The sequence below is a fragment of the Roseovarius sp. EL26 genome (assembly GCF_900327775.1).
GTDB lineage: Bacteria > Pseudomonadota > Alphaproteobacteria > Rhodobacterales > Rhodobacteraceae > Roseovarius.
In genome coordinates this window covers 337,061-360,191 of sequence record NZ_OUMZ01000006.1, presented here as the reverse complement: position 1 = coordinate 360,191, position 23,131 = coordinate 337,061, and the positions used below count along the sequence as shown (strand labels likewise).

Sequence of the window (23,131 nt, the reverse complement as noted above, 5' to 3'; positions counted from 1 at the left end):
AGACCAACACAGAAAAGTCTAGCGCCCGCACCTGTGTCAATCTGACCAAAGGTTAATATAAGGGCGCATGCGCATGCGATATTCTGGCTTCAGGGTTCTCCGCGAAGGTTTGACCGGCAACAAAGGATGGAAGGCCGCATGGCGCGAGCCAAATCCAAAGCCGGAATATGATATCATCATCATCGGTGCTGGTGGGCACGGTCTGGCAACGGCCTACTATCTGGCCAAAGAGTTCGGCATGCGCAACATTGCCGTGTTGGACAAGGGCTGGTTAGGTTCGGGCAACATTGGCCGGAACACCACGATCATTCGCTCAAACTACATGATGCCCGACAACGAGCCGTTTTACGAATTCTCGATGAAACTGTGGGAAAACCTTGAGCAGGACACCAACTACAACTCGATGGTGTCGCAACGCTCAATCCTGAACTTATTTCATACCGACGGCCAACGCGACGCCTTCGTGCGCCGCGCGAACGCGATGTTCCTGGCCGGTGCCGATGCCGAATTGGCAGATGAGGCGCAGCTGCGTCGCGAACTGCCGTTCCTTGATTTCGACAATGCACGCTTCCCAATCAAAGGTGGCCTGTATCAGCGCCGTGGCGGCACAGCCCGGCACGATGCCGTGGCTTGGGGCTATGCCCGTGGTGCAGACAGCCGCGGCGTGGATATCATCCAAAACTGCGAAGTCACCGGAATTGATATCGACAACGGCAAGGTGCGTGGTGTCCAAACCTCGCGCGGTCCAATCCGGGCCAACAAGGTTGCAATGTGTGTCGCTGGATCTTCTGGTCGCGTCGCCGCGATGGCGGGCATGCGCCTACCGATTGAAAGCCATGTTTTGCAGGCTTTTGTTAGCGAAGGTCTGAAACCTGTCATTCCGGGCGTCATCACCTTTGGTGCCGGCCACTTCTACGTCAGCCAGTCTGACAAAGGTGGCTTGGTCTTTGGTGGCGATCTGGATGGCTACAACAGCTACGCTCAACGTGGCAACCTGCCCGTGGTCGAAGATGTCGTCGAAGGCGGCATGGCCGTGATGCCCATGATCGGCCGCGCCCGTCTGCTGCGCAGCTGGGGTGGTGTCATGGATATGTCGATGGATGGGTCACCCTTCATCGACAAAACCGAAACCGAAGGCCTCTACTTCAACGGCGGCTGGTGCTACGGCGGGTTCAAGGCAACCCCAGCATCGGGCTATTGCTACGCGCATTTGCTGGCCAAAGGTGAAGCACATCCAGTCGCAAATGGTTTCCGCCTAAACCGGTTCAAGAGCGGTCATATCATCGACGAAAAAGGCATGGGCAACCAGCCTAACCTGCATTGAGGGAGGACAAAGCATGATTATCAATCACCCACTTCTTGGCCCCCGCGATGCGGCCGAATTTATCTATCTGGGCGATGCCAGCCTGATCGACCGCCCCGACTGGCAGGCCGAAAACGCAGCTGAGCAGTTCTATGAATACGGCTACCTGCGCGACAACCCAGCGGGCCAGCACCAGGAACTGTGGTACCACGAACAGGGCGACCGGTCCTGGTTGGTGGTGACCCGCAATACATTGTCCCATGAAATTACCAAGGTGGAACTGGCCCGCGATGTGGCCCGTGAAAGAGGGCGCGACAAATGAGCCAGATCAACCGTGTCAAAGGCGGCCTGATTGACCGCGCACAACCGCTGAACTTTACCTTCAACGGAAAATCCATGCAGGGTTTTGCTGGTGATACACTGGCCTCGGCTCTGTTGGCCAATGGTCAGCGGTTGGTCGGCCGTTCATTCAAATATCACCGTCCACGCGGCATTTTCTCTGCCGGATCGGAAGAGCCAAACGCACTGGTGCAACTGCGCACTGGCGCACATCAAGAACCAAATACCCGCGCCACCATGGCCGAGCTGTTCAATGGCCTGAGCGCCACCAGCCAAAACCACCGTGGATCGCTGGAATATGACCTGATGGCGGCGACAGATTATGTCTCGCCCTTCTTATCAGCAGGTTTCTATTACAAGACCTTCATGTGGCCCAAGGCGTTCTGGGAAAAGTTCTACGAACCCATTATTCGTTCCTCAGCCGGTCTTGGCCGCCTGTCGATGGAAGAAGATCCTGACATCTACGACAAAGGCTTCCTGCATTGTGATCTGTTGGTCATAGGCGCTGGTCCCTCCGGGATTTCAGCCGCCCTTGCCGCCGCTCGCAGTGGCGCACGGGTGATCTTGGCGGACGAAGACTTTGCACCGGGCGGTCGCCTGAACGCAGAAACGTTGGAAATTGACGGCATGTCCGGGGCCAATTGGGCCACGCAAACGCTGGCCGAACTGGCCGCGATGGACAACGTCCAGATCATGACACGTACCACCATTTACGGCGCCTATGACCACGGCGTTTATGGCGCATTGGAACGCTGCACCGACCACTTGGCCGATTCTGGCGGTAAGCCCCGCCAAATCCTGTGGCGGATCTACTCCAAACGTGCCGTTCTGGCCGCTGGCTCAACCGAACGCCCAATTGCCTTTGGCAACAACGACCGCCCCGGCGTGATGCTGGCCGGTGCTGTACGGACCTACGTCAATCGTTATGGTGTGACACCCGGCCAACAGGTTGCCGTGTTCACCAACAACGACGATGGCTGGCGCACCGCTGCCGATCTGGCCGCCAAGGGCGTGAACGTCAACGCAATCATCGACAGCCGCGACAAGCCAGCGGTTTGCGATGTGCCTGGCGCTCGCCACATCCGCAACGCGGCCGTGATGGACACTGCCGGTCGTAAGGGCCTGAAACGGATCACCCTGACCGATGGACAGATGATCGATACCGATTGTCTGGCCGTATCTGGCGGATGGAACCCCAACGTGCACCTGACCTGCCACCAGCGTGGCCGCCCGACATGGCGCGACGACATCAGCGCCTTTGTGCCCGGTGAATCCTTACCGGTTGGCATGGCTGTTGCCGGTGCTGCAAACGGATCTCTGACACTGGGCGCTGCCCTATCTGAGGGCCGTGCAATCGCCAATGCACAGATCAAAGAACTAGGCTTCACCGCATCACGCAAAGCCGCACCAAAGGCCGAAGACGAGCCGTTTGAATGTTCACCAATGTGGCACGTTGGCGAAAGCACCAAACGCGCGTGGTTGGACCTGCAAAACGACGTCACCGTCAAAGATGTGAAACTATCCCACCGCGAGGGCTATCGCTCGGTCGAGCTGCTCAAGCGTTACACCACATTGGGCATGGCCACGGATCAAGGCAAAACCGCCAACATCCCTGCGCTGGCCGTCATGGCAGAATGCACTGGCAAAACCATCCCGGAAACCGGCACTACGATCTTCCGCCCCCCTTACACGCCAATCCCCCTTGGCGCACTTGGTGGTCGGGCCCGTGGTCACGACTTCCGCCCAACCCGCCTGACGCCCAGCCACGAATGGGCCAAGGCCAATGGCGCCAGCTTTGTCACGGTTGGCAACTGGATGCGGGCCGAATGGTACACCCGTCCGGGCGAAAAAGGCTGGCGCGACAGCGTTGATCGCGAATCCAAGAACACACGGACCAATGTGGGCATCTGTGATGTGACCACGCTGGGCAAAATCGATGTTCAGGGTAAAGATGCGGCTGAGTTCCTCAACAAAGTTTACTCAAACGCCTTTGCAAAACTGGCTGTTGGCAAGGTTCGCTATGGCCTAATGCTGCGCGAAGATGGCATTTGTTATGACGACGGCACCACCGCACGCATGGCAGATGATCACTTTGTGATGACCACCACCACCGCCAACGCGGTGATCGTGTTCCGCCGTCTCGAATTCGCCCGCCAGTGTCTGTGGCCCAACATGGATGTGCACCTGATCTCAACCACTGACGGTTGGGCACAGTTTGCTGTCGCCGGCCCAAAATGCCGCGACCTTCTGCGCAAGGTCGTTGATGAGGGTACAGACCTGTCAAACGAAGGTTTCCCCTTCATGGGCTGTGCCGAAATCACGGTTTGCGGCGGCACCCCCGCACGTCTGTTCCGGATCTCCTTCTCGGGTGAACTGGCCTTTGAAATCGCCGTGCCTGCGCGATTTGGCAACTCTATGATGGAAGTGCTGAACAAAGCGGGCGAGGAATTCGGCGTCGCCCCTTACGGCACCGAAGCCCTTGGTGTGATGCGGATCGAAAAAGGTCACGTCACCGCGAACGAGCTGACCGGCCAAACCACCGCCAACAACATCGGCCTTGGTATGATGGTCAGCCAAAAGAAAGAGTGCATCGGCAACGTGCTGTCACAACGGCCCGAACTGCTCCGCGACGATGCGGTCAAACTGATGGGCTTCCGCCCGGTTGATCGCAGTCTGGATGTGATTGCCGGCTCGCATTTCATCACCAAAGGGGATGAGGCGAACATGGAGAACGACCAAGGCTGGATGACCTCAACCGCATGGTCGCCCAATCTGGGCCATTCCATCGGCCTTGGCTTCATCAAACGCGGGCATGAACGCAAAGGCGAAATTGTCCGTGCCGTAAGCCCTGTACATGGCACCGAAATGGAAGTCGAAATCGTCTCGGCCCACTTTATTGACCCAGAGGGAGAACGTCTCCGTGGCTGATTATACACTGACCGCAACCCCGCCTTTGGCCGGGTATAATAAAACCTTCGGGAATGTCTCGCTGACCTCTCCGGCAGATCTCGCGCTGGTCTCCATCGCCCTGCCTTTGGGGGCAGAGGCCAAAGCACTGAAAGCGATCAAAACCGCCTATGGCGCGGACCTGCCCGAACCCGGCAAAACCGCGCTCAGCAAAGACGGCAACGCCCGTCTGGTGCGTCTTGGGGCCGATCAGGCGCTGGTGGTCTTTACCCACGCCACACCCGATGCCAACCCGGTGGTTCAGGCCAAGCTGAAAGGCACGGCCTATACCACGGATCAGACCGACGTTTGGACAGGTCTGGAAGTGTCTGGCGCAACCAGCCGCGAGGCCCTGCAACGCATCTGCCCGATCGACATTCACCCAGCGGCCTTTGCTGAAGGCGACTGCGCCCGCACCGCGATGGAGCATCTGGGCGTGCTGATCATCCGCACAGGCGATGACACCTACCTGCTGCTTTCAGCCAGCTCCTCGGCCAAGTCGTTCCTGCACGCCGTGGAAACCTCAGCCCAGAATATCATGTAAAGCCTTATGCCCGGTAAACGCCGGGCATAATCCACCCTCAGTCGGTTAAAATACTGCTGACTTTCAACGCCCGCTGCGCGTTGCCATCGACCTTCAACTTGCCCGACATATAGGCCATCACCGGGTTCTGATCGCCCGACAGAATGGCTTTGAACACCTTGTCACTGGCCATCAAAGTCACGTCCGCCTCTTCATCGCCCGCGCGCGCACCGTTTTCATCCAACATCAGACTGCCCTCATCCGTAATGGTCAGCTTCGCCGTGCCCTTGATCACGCCCCGCACTTTGGCATCCAATTCCGCAATATACTGCGCCACAACGTCACTCATCTCTCTTGGCCTTCCGCAAATCTCACTTACGCCAGAAGATGCGACCAGAGCGCCCCAACCACAATCGAAACCCTACGTTATTTGTTCAGGTGACAATTCGATCCCCTCATTTTCCGCACGTAACCTTACGTATCCTCGCATTACACCCTCTCTGAAACTAAACCTCCCGGATCCATGTCCAACCACCAAATTTGAGTGGTTGTTTTCACGTAGACGTAGCAATCTTTGATTTAAGTTGGTGCGAGTCATCACCTTTGGTTTTTCATCTTTGCGAAAGTGACGTTGTGCAGTGATCCGCCTATAAGATGCTTCAATATCATCGAGTTTGCGGCGCGTTTCAGTTCTATCCGCCAACGCCCACAACGCTTCTTCATATTCGTTTTGCAATTTCGTTTTCTCTGTTGCCATTGAATACTTGCTGCGAAGATATGGTTCCGTTTTTTGTAGAGCCTCAGTCAGAGCAATTTCGAAGTGACGGCGCTCGCAAATGGAAACCGTTTTTTCATCATCCAACATCGCATATATTAAGCACTCACCTATCAAATGGACGAAGTGCGGGAAACCATCGCTAATAATCCCTATTCTCTTCAAAATTCCAGAGCCAATTGAGATACCAAGTGGCTCCGTCGCACTGTTAATAATTTGCCACAGCTTGTCGTGACTTAATTTATCCATTTCAACGGTTTCAAACGTTCGGCCAGTCGAACCGTGTTCACCCAAAACCTCTTCGACATTCATACCAATTCCGCAGAATATCAGTCGTAAATCATCAATCTGTGTGCCAACATTTTTCAGAAGCTCTGCGAATGCCGTTTTTTCAGTGTGCTGAATACGATCGAACTCATCGATCACTATAATTATTTGGCCAGTTCGTTTTTGACGCACAAATTGCAGTATATCGTAGGCTTCTGCTGTCGAGGTGGGTGCAGGTATATTCGTAACCTCGCCACCTTTGAAATTTAGATTCAGGTTACCAAGACCTGCGACCCCAACGCCTCCACCTATTGTTGGACCAGAGGAACTTAGTCGTTTACTTACATCAATTACACTGTTTCCAATGCGCTGAATAACTTCACCAAACGTAGTGTTTTGCCCACAATCCACATATACGAAGTTATCATCATGTGGTGCCAATAGCTGTCCGGCAGTAATAGCCAATGAAGTCTTTCCCACTCCTCGCTCCCCATGAATAAACACATGGCGTTTGGGAGAATTGAGTGCTCTTCTTATTTTTTTGAGGAATTTGTCTCGTCCTATTAGTCTTTCCGGATCTCGGATTTCAGCGGAAGGTGACAAGTGTTTTTGAATGATTTCTTCGACTTTTTTCTCATCGAAATCTAAAATAGCCATTTAGCCCTCGTTATCAACATAATGTCTAATATGCTCTTCTCACCGCAGCGCTTCAATACTCGAGATTGTAAAACTCGAAACTAAATCAACTAACTTGAATCTCATGTAAAGTGCCACGAAACCTCACCCAATCGCCACCGCGTTGGGGCGCGTTGGCGATGCGCGGCGGGCTTTGCCCGCTGTTTCGCGCAGGGATCAGATCAATGCAGAATACACATGTGTTTCCCTCTGTCAGATATGCCTTTTTGATCCGACGCTCTCCCGCGACCGTATAAGTTCAATAATGGGAGGAAACAGATGACCAATAGTGACGATATGAAAACCACATGGAATTTGGTGATGGATGAGACCAAAAGCCCGCTGAAAAACTATTCTTTGCCCACGGCCCACATGCTCATGCAAATGCTGGCATGGATGTGGAGCGCCATTTTCTCGCTGTCGATAGGCAGCTATCTCGCGTTCGGTGTTAGCGCGGTGGGGCACGCGCTTTTTGTCGGCGGCCTTTTCATTACGATCATGGTGTTTCAAAAGGCCGAGCTAAACTCATCTGACCAATGACACGCGATAGGCATGAGCCACTGTTTCGCGCAAGGGTTCAGATCCGAAAGGTTCTCACACCGAACGCGCTGTCAGCTTGCTGACAATCATCCGGAACGGGATCAGCGCCAGCATGGCCAGTGACAGCTTCACCATCCAGTCCGCCAGCGCTAGTGAGATCCACAGCGGCACCATCGGCCCCACGCCTAGCAGCGGCAGCACCTCATTCGCCCATGACACATCATTTGCTGGCTCGATAAAGCTCAGGCTAGCGGAAAAGGCGATGCTAAAAAACAAGACCGTATCGAGTGTTGACCCCACCAGCGTCGACACCAGCGGCGCCCGCCACCATCTACCCGCGCGCAGACGGTCAAAGATTGCCACATCCATCAACTGCGCGCACAGAAACGCCAGCCCGGACCCGATGGCAATCCGTACCGTCACCAGCGGGCCAAATTCGCCGACAATCTGCGTCCCGATCAGCGAACAGATCACCCCAACCACAAAACCCACAACAATCACCTGCCGCGCCGGGCCGGGGCCGTAGACCCGGTTCATCACATCCGTCACCAGAAACGCCAGCGGATAGGTCAGCGCCCCCCATGTCAGCCACTGCCCCAAGAGATGCTGAACAAGGATGTTCGAGGCCACCACAACGGCGGCCATAGCCAAAATTCCAGGAAGGTGGGTGCGCGTCATATCTTGCGTCTCTCAGATTTGGGTCAGAGGGGGCATTTCCCCTCAAAAGCAGTCGCACCCAATATTCAGGACCGCACCAAAAATCAAGCCCCGCGCGATGGTCCGATTTGTGTACATAACCCGCGTACAGGCTGTACAGGTTGTACACAAATAAGCCCGCCATAAAGGCGGGCACTGTCCGGCGGGTTGCCCCGTGCTCTCCGGACAGGCAGTTAGATTGGCCCTGCTGAGCATCAGACAGGACCAATCAGGAGGTTATTATGCAGCGTCGTCTTCGTAGTCCGACATAGGTGGGCAGGTGCAGATCAGGTGACGGTCGCCATAAGCGTTGTCGACCCGGTTGACCGGCGCCCAATACTTGTCAACACCCAACGAGCCGGGAGGGAAACAAGCCTGCTCGCGGGTGTATGGACGATCCCATTCACCAACCAGATCGCGCACGGTGTGCGGTGCATTTTTGAGCGGATTGTTCTCCGCGTCAATTTTACCGTCGATCACATCTTGCGCCTCGGCCCGGATGGACAACATCGCATCACAGAAGCGATCCAATTCATCCCGCGGCTCGGATTCTGTCGGCTCGACCATCAGTGTACCAGCCACTGGCCAAGACATTGTTGGTGCGTGAAAACCACTATCTACCAAGCGTTTAGCCACATCGTCGACCGAGATATGACCCTCTTCATCCAATGGCCGGGTGTCGAGAATACACTCGTGCGCCACACGGCCGGTTTCGGACGTGTAGAGGATTGGATAGGCATCTTTCAGGCGCGCCGCGATGTAGTTGGCGTTCAGGATCGCCACCTTGGTCGCCTGCGTCAGACCGGCACCACCCATCAGCAGGATATAGGCCCAGCTGACCGGCAGAATCGAAGGTGATCCAAACGGAGCCGCCGAAACCGGACCGACCGCTGTGCCATACTCTGGGTGACCTGGCAGGTGTTCCTCAAGGTGCGCTTTGACACCAATCGGACCCATGCCGGGGCCGCCCCCACCGTGCGGAATGCAGAAGGTCTTGTGCAGGTTAAGGTGGCTGACGTCGCCGCCAATCTTACCCGGCTGCGCCAGACCGACCATGGCGTTCATATTCGCCCCATCGATATAAACCTGACCACCGTGATCATGAGTGATCTGGCAAACCTCTTGAACAGTTTCCTCAAACACTCCGTGTGTTGACGGGTAGGTGATCATGCAGGCTGCAAGATCACTTGAGTGTTTCTCAGCCTTGGCCCGGAAGTCAGCGACATCAATGTTGCCTTTGTCATCCGAGTTTACTGGAACAACCTTATATCCAACCATTTGTGCCGAAGCGGGATTGGTTCCGTGAGCGGAAGTGGGGATCAAGCAGATGTTGCGGTGCCCTTCGCCACGCGATGCGTGATAGCTGCGAATGGTCAACAGGCCTGCATACTCGCCCTGCGCACCCGAGTTCGGCTGCTGGCTGATCGCATCATAACCGGTGATCTGACACAGCTTGTCGTTCAGATCGTCGATCATCTGATGATAACCCTGCGCCTGATCTTCAGGAACGAAGGGGTGCATGTCGCCAAATTCGGGCCAAGTAACCGGGATCATCTCAATCGTGGCGTTCAGCTTCATTGTGCACGATCCCAGCGGGATCATCGCACGGTCAAGCGCCAGATCACGGTCAGCCAGACGACGCATGTAGCGAGTGATTTCTGCCTCGGCCCGGTTCTTGTGGAAGATCGGGTGAGTCAAATACTCGCTTTCACGCAGTGCATAGTCAGGCAGACGGTAGTGACGGTTCTTTTTGCTGTCATCTTTCTGCTCGATACCAAAGGCCGCCCAGACCGCCTCGATGGTTTCAGGGCGGGTTTGTTCGTCCAGCGAGATACCGACCTTGTCATCGCCCACTTTGCGCAGGTTAATCCCACGTGCAACAGCCGCTTCCATGACAACCTTTTGCAGGTGACCAACTTCGACCGTGATCGTGTCAAAGAACACTTCTGGTTCTACTTTGAAGCCGTTTTGTTCCAACGTGTCTGCCAAACGCGAGGTTTTTCGGTGCACCGACTGGGCAATTGCTTTGATGCCGTCAGGACCGTGATAAACCGCATACATCGACGCGATCACCGCCAGCAGTGCCTGAGCTGTACAAACGTTAGAGTTGGCTTTTTCGCGGCGGATGTGCTGCTCGCGAGTTTGCAGCGACAGACGGTAGGCTTTGTTGCCGTGGCTGTCGATGGATACACCGATGATCCGGCCCGGCATGGAACGCTTGAGTTTATCTGATGTGGCCATATAGGCAGCGTGTGGGCCACCGTACCCCATCGGAACGCCGAAACGTTGGGTGGAGCCGATTGCAATGTCGGCACCCATTTCACCGGGTGACTTCAGCAATGCCAGCGACAGGATGTCTGCGGCAACAATTGCGATGCCCTTGTTTTCATGCAGCGCGGTAATTTCTTTTGTGAAATCACGCACATGGCCGTGGGTGCCAGGATACTGGAAGATCGCGCCAAAGACAGCTTCAGCCACCAGCTCATCAGGATCTGCAACCACAACATCAACGCCCAGAGGTTCGGCCCTGGTTTTGATCACTGCGATGGTTTGGGGGTGGCAGTTTTTATCGACAAAGAAAGCCGCGTTGTTCGCTTTGGAACGTCCGCCGCGTTTTGCCATGGTCATAGCTTCGGCTGCAGCCGTGGCTTCGTCGAGAAGCGATGCGTTGGCAATATCCAGCCCTGTCAGATCGCTGACCATGGTTTGGAAGTTCAACAGCGCCTCAAGGCGCCCTTGAGAAATTTCAGGCTGGTACGGCGTATAGGCCGTGTACCATGCCGGGTTTTCAAGAATGTTGCGCAGGATCGGCGCTGGCGTTGTGGTGCCATGATAACCCTGACCGATCAGCGAGGTCAGAACCTTGTTCTTTTTCGCGATCTTTTTCATGTGGAACAACGCATCGCGTTCTGTCATCGCCGGGCCCCAATCAAGTGGCTCTTTCTGGCGAATCGAAGGCGGAACAGTTGCGTCAATCAGTTCATCAAGCGTTTTAAAGCCGATCACCTGCAGCATGTCAGCCATCTCTTGAATAGAGGGGCCGATGTGGCGGCGATTGGCAAAGTCGTAGGCTTCGTAGTCAGTGAGTTTAAAGGCCATGTGCGCGGTCCTTGGTCAAAGCGTTGTCCCTGCCGGAGCAGATCCGGCAGGGTTTTAATATCAACCGATCAGGGCTTTGTAGCCGTCTGCATCCATCAGGTCTTCAAGCTGCGAGGAATCGCTCAGCTTGACTTTGTAGATCCACGAGTCACCTTCTGGGCTCTCATTGAGGGCGCCAGGGTTGTCAGCCAGCGCTTCGTTGGCTTCAACGATTTCACCATCCAGAGGGGCATAAATCTCGGAAGCGGCTTTGACGGATTCGATCACGCCGATGTCGTCACCTTTTTCGAACTCGTCGCCAGCTTCTTTCATCTCGACAAATACTACGTCACCAAGCTGGTCAGCCGCGTGCTGAGTAATTCCGATGGTGGCAGTGTCGCCTTCAACGATGATCCATTCGTGATCTTCTGAATAATAAGTGCTCATATCTTAGTCTCCAACTTAGCGTTTGTAGTTTTGCTGAACGAAGGGCAGCGCGACAATCTCGGCTACCTGAGGTTTTCCACGGATGATCAGGTTAACCTTTTCACCCGGCTCGCCGTGACCGGCAGATACGTATCCCATTGCAATTGGGCCTTCAAAAGTTGGACCAAATCCACCGGATGTGATTTGACCAATATTGTTGCCTTCGGTGCACTGGATTTCAACGCCCTGACGCGCAGGGGCGCGGCCTTCGGGTTTGATGCCAACCAGTTTACGGGCTGCGCCATTGGCGATCTCACCTTGGATGCGCTCGGCACCTGGGAAGCCGCCCTCTTCCTTGCGGCGTTTCTGGATCGCCCAGTTCAACGAGGCTTCAATCGGGCTGGTCGACTGGTCGATGTCATTACCATAAAGGCAAAGCCCAGCTTCGAGGCGTAGACTGTCGCGTGCACCAAGGCCGGCTGGTTCACAATCGTCATGCGCAAGGAATGCGCGAGACACTTCGATGGCTTTGTCGTCGGGGATCGAAATCTCATAGCCATCTTCACCGGTATAACCCAGACGTGAGATGCGGCATTCTACACCAGTGATGTCGGCCACAATGGTTTCCATAAATTTCATATCTCGGGCCGCTGGGCACAATGCGCCAACGACATCTTCGGCCTTTGGTCCTTGGACGGCAACCAGTGCACGATCAAAGATTTCGGTGACTTCTACACCATCGAGGTTGGCTTTCATGTGTGGAATGTCTTGATGACGCAGGGCCGCGTTCACAACAACAAAGAAGTGATCCCCCGCGTTCGAGACGATCAGATCGTCCATAATGCCACCTTCGGCATTGGTGAAGAAACCATAGCGCGCTTTACCCTCTTTGAGAGTGGCATAAGCCTGTGGGCAAAGCCCTTCGAGCTTTTCGCCAACGTTTTCACCACGTAGGATCACCTGACCCATGTGGCTGACGTCAAACAGCGCGGCCTTTTCACGGCAATGTTTGTGCTCTCCCATGATCCCCATGGGGTATTGGACAGGCATCTCCCATCCGGCGAAATCAACGATCTTACCACCAAGCTCGACATGCAAGTCATAGAGCGGGGTACGTTTGGGCGCGTCAGTCATGACAGATGCCTTTCTTAACGTTTCTAATACTCAGCTCGGAACCGCTTTGGCTTAAGACTGCGCGAAACCGCATTCTTTGCAAGGTTTGGTTTACCGGGCGTTTACTTTTGTCGCCCTCACTCAGCAGGAGGACTCCGTCGGTTGTGGTCAGGTGCCCGGAGACCGGGCACCTGGATTATTTTAGGACTCTTCTTTCTTAGCCCAAGCAGAGTGATCCAGATCCAGATCAGGGAACTGGTTTGGATCGAATACAGGACGCTCAACACCAGACTTCAGCTGCTGATCGAAATCGCGCAACACGCGACGCAGGATCGGGAACAGCATCATCAAGGCCAGCAGGTTGACCAGTGCCAATACACCCATCATCGGATCTGAGAAGAAGAACACAGCTGTCGCATTTGGTGCAGCGGCACCAAGGAAGACGATAGCCATAAGCGCCAGCTTGAACCCGAACAGGGCTGACGGGGCCGGTGTCATGAACGACAGCGCGTTTTCACCCAGATAGTAGTTGTAGATGATCGAGCTGAAAGCAAACAGCAGAACAGCTAAGGTCAGGAAGTGTGCAGTGATACCACCCAGGTGATCTACCAGAGCGTTCTGTGTCAGAACAACACCGTCAACATCTGCACCTGGCTGATAAACATCACTCATCAGAATGACGAAAGCAGTACAGCTACAAATAATGATCGTGTCGATGAAGACTGAAAACGATTGCGTGATACCTTGGCTGATCGGGTGACGAACATCCGCCGCAGCCGCAACGTTTGGTGCAGAACCAAGGCCGGCTTCGTTCGAGAACAGACCGCGACGCAGACCTTGCGCAATCGCGGCACCCATACCACCGCCGACAGCTTCTTCGAAACCAAGTGCGTTGGAAACGATCATCATGAAAATACCAGGGATTTGACCGATATTCATCACGATGACGATCAAGGCCATTGCAATATAGATAAGCGCCATGACTGGAACAACAACATCACACGCTTTGGCGATACGCTGGATACCACCAAATACGATGAAGCCTGTACCAATTGTCAGAACAGCACCAGTGATATAGCGGCTGAGACCCCAGGCGTTTTCAGCAGCACCAGCCACTGTATTGCCTTGGAATGCCGGGAAACCGATACCAAAAGCGGCGATCAGGCAGATCGCATAAAGCAGTGCCAGCCATTTATAGTCAGCGCCAAGGCCGTGCATGATCATGCGTGCAGGGCCACCGCGGTAGGAACCATCATCCTGACGACGCTTGTAAACCTGCGCCAGCGTACATTCCACCAGGCTGGTGGCCATACCGACAATTGCAATCATCCACATCCAGAACACGGCACCGGGGCCGCCCAGTGTGATGGCTACGGCGACACCCGCGATGTTACCACCACCAACACGGCCACCGATCGATACAAACAGCGCCTGACGGGCTGTAATCGTATTCGGATCATCTGACTGGTTGTCGCCTTTCAGCACCCGGAACATCCGCTTGAAGTAGCGGAATTGGACGAAACCGGTTCCGATCGTGAGAAACAAACCGAAGATGACCAGAAACGGGATCAATGCCCATCCCCATGTCAGGTCACCGATGACACCAAATATGCTTTCAAGAAAACCCATTTTTAGACCTCCGATTGCTGTGTGCAAAGCGATGCAGATGCATCACGCTGAAGACAGGATTCTTTCCTGCCTAGCCGGTCGATCTGTCGACCTGTAGTAAACAACGCTTCCATGGTTTCCCTCCCATTGCGTTAAGTTTATGCCCCCGCAGCCAATGCCTTTTGGCGTGCGACTTTGAGGGCGGCAAAATCTTCGTCCGCATGGAACGAAGAACGTGTCAGCGGAGTGGCCGACACGCCTAGAAACCCTTTGGAGCGTGCGATACGTTCCAACTGGGCAAATTCTTCGGGTGACCAGAACCGGTCAATCGGATGATGTTTCGGGGTTGGTTGCAAGTATTGCCCAACAGTCAGGAAATCCACATTGGCGGCGCGCAGATCATCCATGACCTGCCGGATATCATTCAGAGTTTCACCCATCCCGACCATCAATCCCGACTTTGTAAACATCTGAGGATTAGCACTTTTTGCATCATCCAGCAAACGCAGCGAATTATAGTACCGCGCACCAGGACGCACCGTGAGGTAGAGATGGGGCACAGTTTCCAAATTATGGTTGAATACATCCGGCCCAGAATCAAACACTATTTTTGCCGCATCACCTTTGCCCAAAAAGTCAGGCGTCAGGACTTCGACCGTTGTTTCTGGATTCTGGTGACGCACGGCGCGAATGGTCTGGGCAATATGTTCTGCCCCACCATCCGCCAGATCATCACGGTCCACAGACGTAATAACTACATGGCGCAGGCCCAGCTTTTTAACCGCTGACGCAACCCGTCCTGGCTCAAACGCATCCAATGCATCCGGGCGCCCGGTCATGACATTACAAAAGGCACAGCCGCGGGTACAGACCTCTCCCATGATCATCATGGTTGCGTGGCGTTTGGACCAACATTCACCGATGTTTGGGCAGGCCGCCTCTTCGCAAACGGTTGTCAGGTTGTGATCCCGCATCAGGCGCCGGGTCGCATAATACTCAGGGCTTTCAACCTTTTTCTTACGGATCCACACAGGCTTTCGCGGAATGGCGCTATCGGCCTTTTTGGCCTTTTCCGGGTGACGCGGGCGCAACTGCACAGTCATCACGATTCCCCCTTGTGTGGGGCTGATTGCACCGTTGTTGGTTTTTTTGTCTCTGACAGAAGAAAAAAGCGTGTTGAAGCATATCCTTCAAGCTCGCCTTTAAGTGCGGCAAGGCCATTTTTGATCATCTTCCCCTCCCGAAGTAAAAACCCTCAAAACGTCACATTTAGCTCTAAAAGCGAATTCTTGTTCCCTATAGGAAACTTTTCTCCATTAATCAACATAATTTAAATTAAAGGGATTTTGACTGCTGAGTCCCCTGATGCTAAAATGAATAAACCAAAGGAGAATCCCCAAAATGGAGCCCATTCAGACCGAAGAAGTCGTCATAGCCGCTGAGGCAATGGAGGCTCCGGACGGAGAAATCCTTGGGAAAATGATTCGTGATGCCCGCAAAGAAATGGGCCTAACACTCGAAGAAACCGCCAAGGCCGCCGCCATCGGGCGTTCGACCCTGTCAAAGATCGAAAACAACCAAACCAAACCCAGTTTTGAGATCATCCGCCGCTTGATGCAGACGCTGGAGTTGCGAACACCACAGCTGTTTGTGCAGTCTTCTCAAACCGGCATCTCGGGTCGGCGCGATTACACCAAAAAAGACAAGGGTGAACATCAGGTCACCCGCACCTATGATCATGAGCTGCTGTGTACCGACCTGACCAGTAAGCGCATGCTGCCCTATATCAGTGCGATCAAAGCCCGTGACGTGACCGAGTTCGACAGCTGGGTTCGACACAGTGGCGAAGAATTTATGTATGTCATCAGTGGTGAGCTCACCCTTTACACAGAGCACTATCGCCCCTTGCCGATGCAAGCCGGAGATTCGGTGTATTACGACAGCAGCATGGGCCATGGCTGTGTCTCAACCAGTGAAGAAGACGCCAAAGTGCTCTGGGTATCATTGGAGCTGTAGATCACCAAACTAAGATGAAGTTTGTGCTTACTACAATTTTGCTTATGCGCGACAAAGCCGCCGTTGCAACTTGTACAGTCCCAGCCTAGCTTTGAAAAACCCGTTGCCTAAATGGCAGGCGTCAAATGAAACACCAAGAAACAACGTTTGATGAGGTACTTACCATGCTCGACAGATGTTCTTGGAAACACAAGGTATACTTGTCTGACCCGCAGCATCTAAATCTGGAGGCTTAATGTATAATAGTCGACAGTGATGCAGCAAAGCTTGGAAGTGATGACGTTACATCGCTAATAGCTGAACAACTGGAAGTGCGGGAATTTCCTTCCGTTCAAGACATTATGATGGTGAGAAACTATTTGAGCAATCTGGGTATCAAGCCTGATAAGCACAAAGAAGTATTTGCATCTAGATTTTACTTCGAACGAGATGCATACCCAAGCAGGTCGAATATAGACGAGCACTATTGAGCCCAATTTATCAATTCTGCTTTGGGCTCAAATCCGCCAATTATCAATTGGTACGCACCGGTTATTCAGTTGATTTCACTGCGGGGGCACGTTTGATTTCTTAAACAAAAACAAGGGCCTAAGCCCTTGTTTCTTATCATTCAACTGCCAGTTAATATTAGGCTGCTTTGCCCAAGACACGTGCAATGGTTTCACCAATCACGGCAGGGTTTTCGGCTACGGTTACGCCCGCAGCGGACAGGATTTCAACCTTTTCACTGGCGCTTTCGCCAAAGGCTGAGATGATCGCGCCCGCATGACCCATGGTCCGGCCTTTTGGTGCGGTCAGGCCCGCGACATACGCCACCACCGGTTTGGTGATGTGGTTCCGAATGTAATCCGCTGCCTCCGCCTCTTGTGGGCCACCAATTTCACCAATCAAGCAGATGACATCTGTGTCGTCATCTGCTTCAAAACGCGCAAGAATGTCCTTGAAGGATGAGCCATTGATCGGATCACCGCCAATGCCAACACTAGTGGAAATACCGATGCCGCGCTCTTTGAGTTGCGCCGCAGCCTCATACCCCAATGTGCCAGAGCGGCCGACGATCCCGACGTTGCCCGGCAGGTAGATATGGCCCGGCATGATACCCAAAAGCGCCTTGCCTGGGCTGATCGTGCCCGCGCAGTTTGGTCCGGTCAGCACCATGCGGCGGTCTTTTGTGTAACGCATCATATAGCGTTTCACGCGAATCATGTCCTGCGCCGGGATACCATCGGTGATACACACGCAATACCGGATACCGGCATCGGCAGCTTCCATGATCGAATCTGCGGCAAACGGGGGGGGAACAAACACCAGCGACGCTTCGGCATTGGTCGCTTCGACCGCTTCTTTGACCGTGTCAAATACCGGCACGCCTTCGACCACTTCACCGCCTTTGCCGGGAACAACGCCACCGACAACATTGGTGCCATACTCGATCATGTCTTTGGTGTGGAACCGGGCCATCTTTCCGGTGATCCCCTGAACGATGACAGGTGTGTCTTTATCCAGTAAAATGCTCATGTCGACGCCCTCACAGTTGTCGCTTGTGTCAGATCATTTTGCCATGCGCCCACGGCGCGTTCGGCAGCTTCCATCAAGGTTGTGGCCCGAATGATCGGCAAGCCGGATTTTGCAAGGATCTTTTGACCTTCTTCAACATTGGTCCCAGCAAGGCGTACAATCACAGGCACGTCAACCTGGACCTCTTTCAGCGCCTGAACGACCCCTTCGGCAACCCAATCACAGCGGTTGATGCCTGCAAAGATGTTCACCAGAACGGCCTGAACACTGGTGTCCGACATCACAAGACGAAAGGCTTTTGCCACACGTTCAGGCGTGGCACCGCCACCAATATCAAGGAAGTTCGCAGGTTCACCGCCGGCCAGTTTGATGGTGTCCATCGTGGCCATCGCAAGGCCCGCACCATTCACTATACAGCCGATATTGCCCTCAAGTCCGACATAAGACAGACCACGATCCGCCGCGCGGCTTTCGCGTGGGTCTTCTTGGCTTTTGTCACGCAATTCAGCAATTGCAGAGTGACGGAACAGCGCATTGTCGTCGAACGACATCTTGGCATCAAGCGCCAGAATGCGATTGTCACCAGTCACCACCATCGGGTTAATTTCAACCATGGTGGCATCCAACTCGGTGAAGGCACGGTAGCAGCCCCGCAATGTCCGTACCATCTGTTGTGTCAAAGCAGACTCCAATCCCAGTGCAAAAGCGATCTCTCGCGCCTGAAATTCTTGCAAACCAACAGCGGGTTCCACAGTGGAACGTACGATAGAATCTGGCCGCTCTTCCGAGATTTCCTCAATCTCCATGCCGCCTTCAGAGCTAGCAACGATCATGATACGCTGGCTGCTACGATCCAGCACGAAACCAAGGTAGATCTCACGATCAATCTGCACCGCGCTCTCAACATAAACGCGGTAAATGCCTTTGCCTTCAGGGCCCGTTTGGTGGGTCACCAAACGACGACCAAACATCTCCTCACAAGCCTCTTGGATTTCCGTTTCGGAATCGCAGAGTTTGACGCCGCCCGCCTTACCGCGACCACCCGCATGGACCTGCGCTTTGACGATCCATTTTTCACCCCCCAGTTCGCGGGCACGATAAGCAGCTTGTTCCGGGCTATATGCCAATGCACCCGGAGGCACGGCAACGCCAAAATTCGAAAGAATTTCTTTGGCTTGGTATTCGTGAATATCCATCTAAGCCTCCTGTTTATGCGGCCTGCACTTGGGCATAATGACCCTTGAGCAATGTATCGATTTCAGACTGGTCAACATTTGCACCCATCCGGCGTAGGGCATCTGCGAAACGGTTTACAATTTCAGTGATCGCAACCGGCGTCAGCTGATTAAGGATCCCGATGCGTACTTGTACTGGCGCGGACAAGGTTGGCCAGATGCCGAAACCTTCAGCGCGGCAGGCTTGAACCAGTTCCATTTCGCGACCGGCAAAGGCCTCGGGCAGATTGAAGACCACAAGGCTGGTCATATTCGAGGTGACATTGCACCCCATGGCGATGACCGCTTCGCGCAGGGCCTTTTCGTGCTTGGTGTAGGACGCAGCGCGCTGACTCAGCCCTTCTTCCAATGTCAGACGCAGAGATTCATGGAACGCAGCAACCGCATAACCCGAATGGGTTCGGTGATAGCCACCCTTTTCGACATCCTGACCATCGACAATGCCCCAGTGGCGCGCTTCAAAGATCGGATTGTGCACATAGGTGTAGGCGCCATTTGCGCGCAGAGTTTCGATATAGCGGTCAGTCAGACTGATTGGCGCATAAGTCAGCGGCAGGCAGCAGATGCCTTTTTGGGGGCAGGACGCCCAGCCAGCAACACCGGGGAAATCGTCGATTGAAAAATCTTCGACACCCAAAGATGACACCGCATCAATCAGGCCCATTACGTCATGGCGTTCGCAGGCATCCGAGAACCCACGCAGATCATTAATCCGGCCTGAACCCGTTTCCCAATGCGCCATGAAGGCCCATTTTGGTTTATGTTCGGACAGGGCCGCCTCGACGATTTCAGCGGTGACAGAGCTGCCATGCGGCACTTCGATAACGGTCACGCTGGCGGCCTGAGGATTCAACGAATCGGCTGCCAACTCTTCGCGAGTCGAGGCTTTGATGCGCAATGTCAGCGCGTCGATGCCTGAGAAAGTCCCGTTCGAGAACGCGACAACTTTGTCGCCGGGCATGACTGCGCTGAACATTGAATCCAATGCGCTCCAACCTGTGCCGGCAACGCCGAAGGTGTATGTGTTTTGGGTGCCCCAAATCGACCGTAGCATCAGTTTGCTTTCGACCATGCCGCGCAGAACGTCGCCCTGCATGTGGTCCGCCACACCGGCAGAGGCGAAAGCCGCCAGAACACGGGGGTCGGTGTTGCCGGGCCCAGGTCCGGCTGCCAAAGTTTCGGGAATTTCTAACCGTGGAAAGATGTGTGCGTTCATGGCTCAGGTGTCCTGATCGGTTTTGTGTTATTATTGCTCTGCCCAGAAAACGCAGCCTTGAGAAAATTCACAACATTCGTTAATCCTGCTTTTGGGTATCTATTTAGGTAGTAAAGAACCTAGCCATTCGGGTAAGTATCCCATGGTATTCCGTTCTACACCCAACTCTTTTGGGTGGTTTATTCCAATTACAGGTTTAAAAACATATGCTTAACGAAACAATCCCTCCGATCGACGTAATGCTGGCCGACGGCAACACGCTAGTTTTGTCCGCGATGTCTGAAATTTTCGAAGATGATCCGCGATTCTCTCTGGTCGCGACATCTGCCACCGCCGAAGGATTTCTCGGCACTGCGATGCGGATTCCAATTCAGGTCGGTGTGATCGATTGGCAATTGCCAGCCTTAGGCGGCGCACGCCTGATCGAAGTTCTGCGTGAACAACCCAAGCCACCACGGCTGGTGGTCTACGGCGACGGTACTGGTGATCTACCGCGTCAGGCCATGTCAGTCGGGGCGGCTGGTTTTGTTTCTCGTTCCAGCCCAACAAAAACGCTTTTGGACACCTGCGCCGAAGTCGCGGCAGGCAAAATGGTATTCCCGTTTGTCGATGTACGAGAGTTGAAAAATGACCCCCTGCACAGCCTGTCGCGAAAGGAGCGTCAGATGCTGGAGGAACTGTCGAAAGGGCTGACCAATCGGGAGCTCTCAAAGGAGCTCGGGATTTCGACGAACACTGTCAAATTTCACCTCTCCAATCTGTATGAAAAACTCTCGGTCAGAAATCGCGCTCAGGCGATTGCCTACTTCTACTCGCAGCGGGCTGGCAGCGGAGATCCGAGAGGGTAATTTTCTTTCCATGAGGCAGAATGTCGCGCAATAAAATGTCTTGACTTTGCGTCAGTTCCGCCATTTTTCTCGTCCTCATGTGAACTGAATCGCCCCAAAGGAGCACCGCCAAAATGAGTTTCCACACCATCGAACAGGCCCCTGGTCGCCTGAATCGCAGCGAACTTGCGATTCCCGGAAGTCAGCCGCAAATGTTTGAAAAAGCAGCAAAATCTGATGTTGACGTGATCTTTCTTGATCTAGAAGATGCCGTTGCCCCCGATGAAAAAGAGCAGGCCCGCAAGAACATCATTCAGGCCTTGAACGATATCGACTGGGGTAACAAATCCATGTCGGTGCGAATCAATGGCCTTGATACGCATTACATGTACCGTGATGTGGTCGATGTTGTTGAGCAAGCCGGTGAACGTCTTGACCTGATCATGATCCCAAAGGTCGGCACAGCCGCCGATGTTTATGCCGTCGACATGATGGTAACACAGATCGAAGATGCCAAAGGTTACACCAAACGGATCGGTTTTGAGCACATCATCGAGACCGCTTTGGGCATGCAAAATGTCACCGAAATTGCCGGCGCTTCCAAGCGGAATGAAAGCCTTCATTTTGGTGTTGCTGACTACGCCGCAAGCACCCGCGCACGGACCACAATTATCGGCGGTGTGAACCCCGATTATTCGGTCCTGACAGACCCTGCCGAAGACGGCAGCCGCGAGGTCCATTGGGGTGACATGTGGCACTATGCTCTGGCTCGTATGGTGGTTGCCGCACGCGCCAATGGCCTGCGCCCAATCGATGGCCCATTCGGTGATTTCCAAGATGCTGATGGCTACCGCGCCGCCGCCAAGCGAGCCGCTGTTTTGGGCTGCGAAGGCAAGTGGGCCATTCACCCAAGCCAGATCGCATTGGCCAACGAAGTGATGAGCCCATCAGAGGCGGAAATCACCAAAGCCCAACGCATTCTGGAAGCGATGGCCGAAGCAGAGGCTGCTGGTAAAGGCGCGGTGTCGCTTGATGGTCGCCTGATTGACTATGCTTCAATCCGTCAAGCCGAGGTTTTGGTTGAAAAAGCCAAGCAGATCAGCGGCGCATAAGCCCCCCGCACCTGATAAAATCGCAACACCGCCCATTTTGGGCGGTGTTTTTTTGCGCAAACCACCCCTCATATATTTACTATCAGGAAAATTAGTGTGTAAAATTGAATACCTCTTGAGAGTTACACACTTTTAAAAACCTAAAAATAAGAGCAATTCATGCCATCACCCGTTATACAACCCGTATTACAACAAGATCCACATTCCCTTAGGGAAAATCGCGAGAATGTATTGGAAATCGCGATTGGAAGGCAAATTCGCGCTTATCGAAAACAAATGAACATGACCGTTTCTGAAGTGTCCAAACTGACAGGTTTGTCGATCGGTATGGTGTCCAAAATCGAAAACGGCAACACTTCGCCGTCCCTGACAACACTGCAGACTCTGGCGAATGCACTTTCCGTTCCACTGACATCCTTCTTTCGCCAATACGAGGAACAGCGCGCCTGTGTGCACACCAAAGATGGCGAAGGCGTGGAGGTCGAAGGTACTGGAACGCGGGCCGGCCATCAGTACAAATTGCTCGGGCATGTTGGCTCGAACGACAGTGGCGTCATTGTTGAGCCTTACTTAATTTCGTTGACTAGTGAATCCGACACGTTTCAAACCTTCCAACACAGCGGAATCGAGACAATTTACATGCTGGAAGGCGCAGTAACCTATCGTCACGGCGACGAATTGTTTGAATTGCGGGCGGGTGATACGCTGTTTTTCGATTCCGATGCGCCGCATGGCCCGGAAGAGCTGCTTGAGCTACCGATCCGCTATTTGGCGATCATCAGCTATCCTCAGAACAAGTAAACCACATGTATTGGAGCGCACCGTGATCACTTGTTACGAGAAGTACGAGCAGTATCGCTTGAAGAGCCCTATGGATGAGGGTTGCATCCGGCGCTATGATCGTCAATTTCTTCGCCC

21 protein-coding genes are annotated in these 23,131 nt (G+C 53.9%); 9 read left to right on the top strand and 12 right to left on the bottom strand.

What is annotated here, in order from left to right:
* Positions 1-73: 73 nt before the first annotated feature.
* From D9A02_RS06590 to D9A02_RS06575, 4 genes are read left to right on the top strand one after another with little or no spacing between them, the layout of a single operon-like run.
* Complete coding sequence (locus D9A02_RS06590) at positions 74-1,324, top strand: sarcosine oxidase subunit beta family protein (protein ID WP_120500186.1); 1,251 nt, start codon at positions 74-76, stop codon at positions 1,322-1,324.
* Positions 1,325-1,337: 13 nt separating this feature from the next.
* On the top strand, positions 1,338-1,625 hold the full coding sequence (locus tag D9A02_RS06585; RefSeq protein ID WP_120500185.1) for a sarcosine oxidase subunit delta: 288 nt from the start codon (positions 1,338-1,340) through the stop codon (positions 1,623-1,625).
* Positions 1,622-4,570 (top strand): sarcosine oxidase subunit alpha family protein, encoded by a 2,949-nt coding sequence (locus tag D9A02_RS06580; protein ID WP_120500184.1) that lies wholly within the window; start codon positions 1,622-1,624, stop codon positions 4,568-4,570. Before D9A02_RS06585 ends, D9A02_RS06580 begins: the two co-directional genes overlap by 4 nt.
* Positions 4,563-5,132: a sarcosine oxidase subunit gamma gene (locus D9A02_RS06575; protein ID WP_120500183.1), complete on the top strand. Its 570-nt coding sequence runs from the start codon at positions 4,563-4,565 to the stop codon at positions 5,130-5,132. The genes D9A02_RS06580 and D9A02_RS06575 overlap by 8 nt, the downstream gene beginning before the upstream one ends.
* 37 nt (positions 5,133-5,169) lie before the next feature.
* On the opposite strand, the gene D9A02_RS06570 is transcribed toward D9A02_RS06575, so the two are convergent.
* Entirely contained in the window at positions 5,170-5,460 is a 291-nt protein-coding gene (locus tag D9A02_RS06570) for an SCP2 sterol-binding domain-containing protein (RefSeq protein WP_120500182.1), read from the bottom strand.
* 72 nt (positions 5,461-5,532) lie between these two features.
* Positions 5,533-6,810: an ATP-binding protein gene (locus D9A02_RS06565; RefSeq protein ID WP_120500181.1), complete on the bottom strand. Its 1,278-nt coding sequence runs from the start codon at positions 6,808-6,810 to the stop codon at positions 5,533-5,535.
* A 297-nt stretch (positions 6,811-7,107) separates the two neighbouring features.
* On the opposite strand from D9A02_RS06565, the gene D9A02_RS06560 reads away from it, so the two are divergent.
* Complete coding sequence (locus tag D9A02_RS06560; protein ID WP_120500180.1) at positions 7,108-7,368, top strand: hypothetical protein; 261 nt, start codon at positions 7,108-7,110, stop codon at positions 7,366-7,368.
* A 54-nt stretch (positions 7,369-7,422) separates the two neighbouring features.
* Here D9A02_RS06560 and D9A02_RS06555 read toward each other — a convergent pair whose 3' ends face one another.
* The 7 genes from D9A02_RS06555 to D9A02_RS19505 form a co-directional block, all read right to left on the bottom strand.
* The gene (locus D9A02_RS06555; RefSeq protein WP_120500179.1) at positions 7,423-8,046 is read right to left on the bottom strand and encodes a queuosine precursor transporter; all 624 of its coding nucleotides are present in this window, start codon (positions 8,044-8,046) and stop codon (positions 7,423-7,425) included.
* 258 nt (positions 8,047-8,304) lie between these two features.
* A complete protein-coding gene (gene gcvP, locus D9A02_RS06550) occupies positions 8,305-11,163 on the bottom strand; it encodes an aminomethyl-transferring glycine dehydrogenase (RefSeq protein ID WP_120500178.1) in 2,859 nt (952 codons plus the stop codon).
* Between the two features lie 60 nt (positions 11,164-11,223).
* Positions 11,224-11,589 (bottom strand): glycine cleavage system protein GcvH, encoded by a 366-nt coding sequence (gene gcvH / locus D9A02_RS06545; protein ID WP_120500177.1) that lies wholly within the window; start codon positions 11,587-11,589, stop codon positions 11,224-11,226.
* 15 nt (positions 11,590-11,604) lie between these two features.
* On the bottom strand, positions 11,605-12,702 hold the full coding sequence (gene gcvT, locus D9A02_RS06540; protein WP_120500176.1) for a glycine cleavage system aminomethyltransferase GcvT: 1,098 nt from the start codon (positions 12,700-12,702) through the stop codon (positions 11,605-11,607).
* A gap of 180 nt (positions 12,703-12,882) precedes the next feature.
* Positions 12,883-14,310: a sodium:alanine symporter family protein gene (locus D9A02_RS06535; protein WP_120500175.1), complete on the bottom strand. Its 1,428-nt coding sequence runs from the start codon at positions 14,308-14,310 to the stop codon at positions 12,883-12,885.
* A 137-nt stretch (positions 14,311-14,447) separates the two neighbouring features.
* Positions 14,448-15,392 carry a lipoyl synthase gene (gene lipA / locus D9A02_RS06530; protein WP_174232028.1) on the bottom strand — a complete coding sequence of 315 codons (945 nt, stop codon included), beginning with the start codon at positions 15,390-15,392 and terminating at the stop codon, positions 14,448-14,450.
* Entirely contained in the window at positions 15,392-15,520 is a 129-nt protein-coding gene (locus D9A02_RS19505; protein WP_301951088.1) for a hypothetical protein, read from the bottom strand. The genes lipA and D9A02_RS19505 overlap by 1 nt, the downstream gene beginning before the upstream one ends.
* A gap of 170 nt (positions 15,521-15,690) precedes the next feature.
* On the opposite strand from D9A02_RS19505, the gene D9A02_RS06525 reads away from it, so the two are divergent.
* A complete protein-coding gene (locus tag D9A02_RS06525; protein ID WP_120500173.1) occupies positions 15,691-16,305 on the top strand; it encodes a helix-turn-helix domain-containing protein in 615 nt (204 codons plus the stop codon).
* A 627-nt stretch (positions 16,306-16,932) separates the two neighbouring features.
* On the opposite strand, the gene sucD is transcribed toward D9A02_RS06525, so the two are convergent.
* From sucD to D9A02_RS06510, 3 genes are read right to left on the bottom strand one after another with little or no spacing between them, the layout of a single operon-like run.
* Entirely contained in the window at positions 16,933-17,823 is an 891-nt protein-coding gene (gene sucD, locus D9A02_RS06520) for a succinate--CoA ligase subunit alpha (protein WP_120500172.1), read from the bottom strand.
* A complete protein-coding gene (locus D9A02_RS06515) occupies positions 17,820-19,019 on the bottom strand; it encodes a malate--CoA ligase subunit beta (protein WP_120500171.1) in 1,200 nt (399 codons plus the stop codon). The genes sucD and D9A02_RS06515 overlap by 4 nt, the downstream gene beginning before the upstream one ends.
* A gap of 13 nt (positions 19,020-19,032) precedes the next feature.
* Positions 19,033-20,274 carry an aminotransferase class V-fold PLP-dependent enzyme gene (locus D9A02_RS06510; protein WP_120500170.1) on the bottom strand — a complete coding sequence of 414 codons (1,242 nt, stop codon included), beginning with the start codon at positions 20,272-20,274 and terminating at the stop codon, positions 19,033-19,035.
* A 206-nt stretch (positions 20,275-20,480) separates the two neighbouring features.
* On the opposite strand from D9A02_RS06510, the gene D9A02_RS06505 reads away from it, so the two are divergent.
* The 3 genes from D9A02_RS06505 (at position 20,481) to D9A02_RS06495 (ending at position 23,014) form a co-directional block, all read left to right on the top strand.
* Positions 20,481-21,122, top strand: coding sequence for a response regulator transcription factor (locus D9A02_RS06505; RefSeq protein ID WP_254054569.1), 642 nt, complete (start codon positions 20,481-20,483; stop codon positions 21,120-21,122).
* A 113-nt stretch (positions 21,123-21,235) separates the two neighbouring features.
* Complete coding sequence (locus tag D9A02_RS06500; protein ID WP_120500169.1) at positions 21,236-22,213, top strand: CoA ester lyase; 978 nt, start codon at positions 21,236-21,238, stop codon at positions 22,211-22,213.
* 159 nt (positions 22,214-22,372) lie between these two features.
* Entirely contained in the window at positions 22,373-23,014 is a 642-nt protein-coding gene (locus D9A02_RS06495) for a helix-turn-helix domain-containing protein (protein WP_120500168.1), read from the top strand.
* Positions 23,015-23,131 lie beyond the last annotated feature (117 nt).

Bases quoted from the DNA above. Each gene is read 5' to 3' on its own strand.
- D9A02_RS06590 (WP_120500186.1), top strand. From the start codon at position 74: ATGCGATATTCTGGCTTCAGGGTTCTCCGCGAAGGTTTGACCGGCAAC.
- D9A02_RS06585 (WP_120500185.1), top strand. From the start codon at position 1,338: ATGATTATCAATCACCCACTTCTTGGCCCCCGCGATGCGGCCGAATTT.
- D9A02_RS06580 (WP_120500184.1), top strand. From the start codon at position 1,622: ATGAGCCAGATCAACCGTGTCAAAGGCGGCCTGATTGACCGCGCACAA.
- D9A02_RS06570 (WP_120500182.1), bottom strand. From the start codon at position 5,460: ATGAGTGACGTTGTGGCGCAGTATATTGCGGAATTGGATGCCAAAGTG.
- D9A02_RS06565 (WP_120500181.1), bottom strand. From the start codon at position 6,810: ATGGCTATTTTAGATTTCGATGAGAAAAAAGTCGAAGAAATCATTCAA.
- D9A02_RS06560 (WP_120500180.1), top strand. From the start codon at position 7,108: ATGACCAATAGTGACGATATGAAAACCACATGGAATTTGGTGATGGAT.
- D9A02_RS06555 (WP_120500179.1), bottom strand. From the start codon at position 8,046: ATGACGCGCACCCACCTTCCTGGAATTTTGGCTATGGCCGCCGTTGTG.
- gcvP (WP_120500178.1), bottom strand. From the start codon at position 11,163: ATGGCCTTTAAACTCACTGACTACGAAGCCTACGACTTTGCCAATCGC.
- gcvH (WP_120500177.1), bottom strand. From the start codon at position 11,589: ATGAGCACTTATTATTCAGAAGATCACGAATGGATCATCGTTGAAGGC.
- gcvT (WP_120500176.1), bottom strand. From the start codon at position 12,702: ATGACTGACGCGCCCAAACGTACCCCGCTCTATGACTTGCATGTCGAG.
- D9A02_RS06535 (WP_120500175.1), bottom strand. From the start codon at position 14,310: ATGGGTTTTCTTGAAAGCATATTTGGTGTCATCGGTGACCTGACATGG.
- lipA (WP_174232028.1), bottom strand. From the start codon at position 15,392: ATGACTGTGCAGTTGCGCCCGCGTCACCCGGAAAAGGCCAAAAAGGCC.
- D9A02_RS19505 (WP_301951088.1), bottom strand. From the start codon at position 15,520: ATGATCAAAAATGGCCTTGCCGCACTTAAAGGCGAGCTTGAAGGATAT.
- D9A02_RS06525 (WP_120500173.1), top strand. From the start codon at position 15,691: ATGGAGCCCATTCAGACCGAAGAAGTCGTCATAGCCGCTGAGGCAATG.
- sucD (WP_120500172.1), bottom strand. From the start codon at position 17,823: ATGAGCATTTTACTGGATAAAGACACACCTGTCATCGTTCAGGGGATC.
- D9A02_RS06515 (WP_120500171.1), bottom strand. From the start codon at position 19,019: ATGGATATTCACGAATACCAAGCCAAAGAAATTCTTTCGAATTTTGGC.
- D9A02_RS06510 (WP_120500170.1), bottom strand. From the start codon at position 20,274: ATGAACGCACACATCTTTCCACGGTTAGAAATTCCCGAAACTTTGGCA.
- D9A02_RS06505 (WP_254054569.1), top strand. From the start codon at position 20,481: ATGCTTAACGAAACAATCCCTCCGATCGACGTAATGCTGGCCGACGGC.
- D9A02_RS06500 (WP_120500169.1), top strand. From the start codon at position 21,236: ATGAGTTTCCACACCATCGAACAGGCCCCTGGTCGCCTGAATCGCAGC.
- D9A02_RS06495 (WP_120500168.1), top strand. From the start codon at position 22,373: ATGCCATCACCCGTTATACAACCCGTATTACAACAAGATCCACATTCC.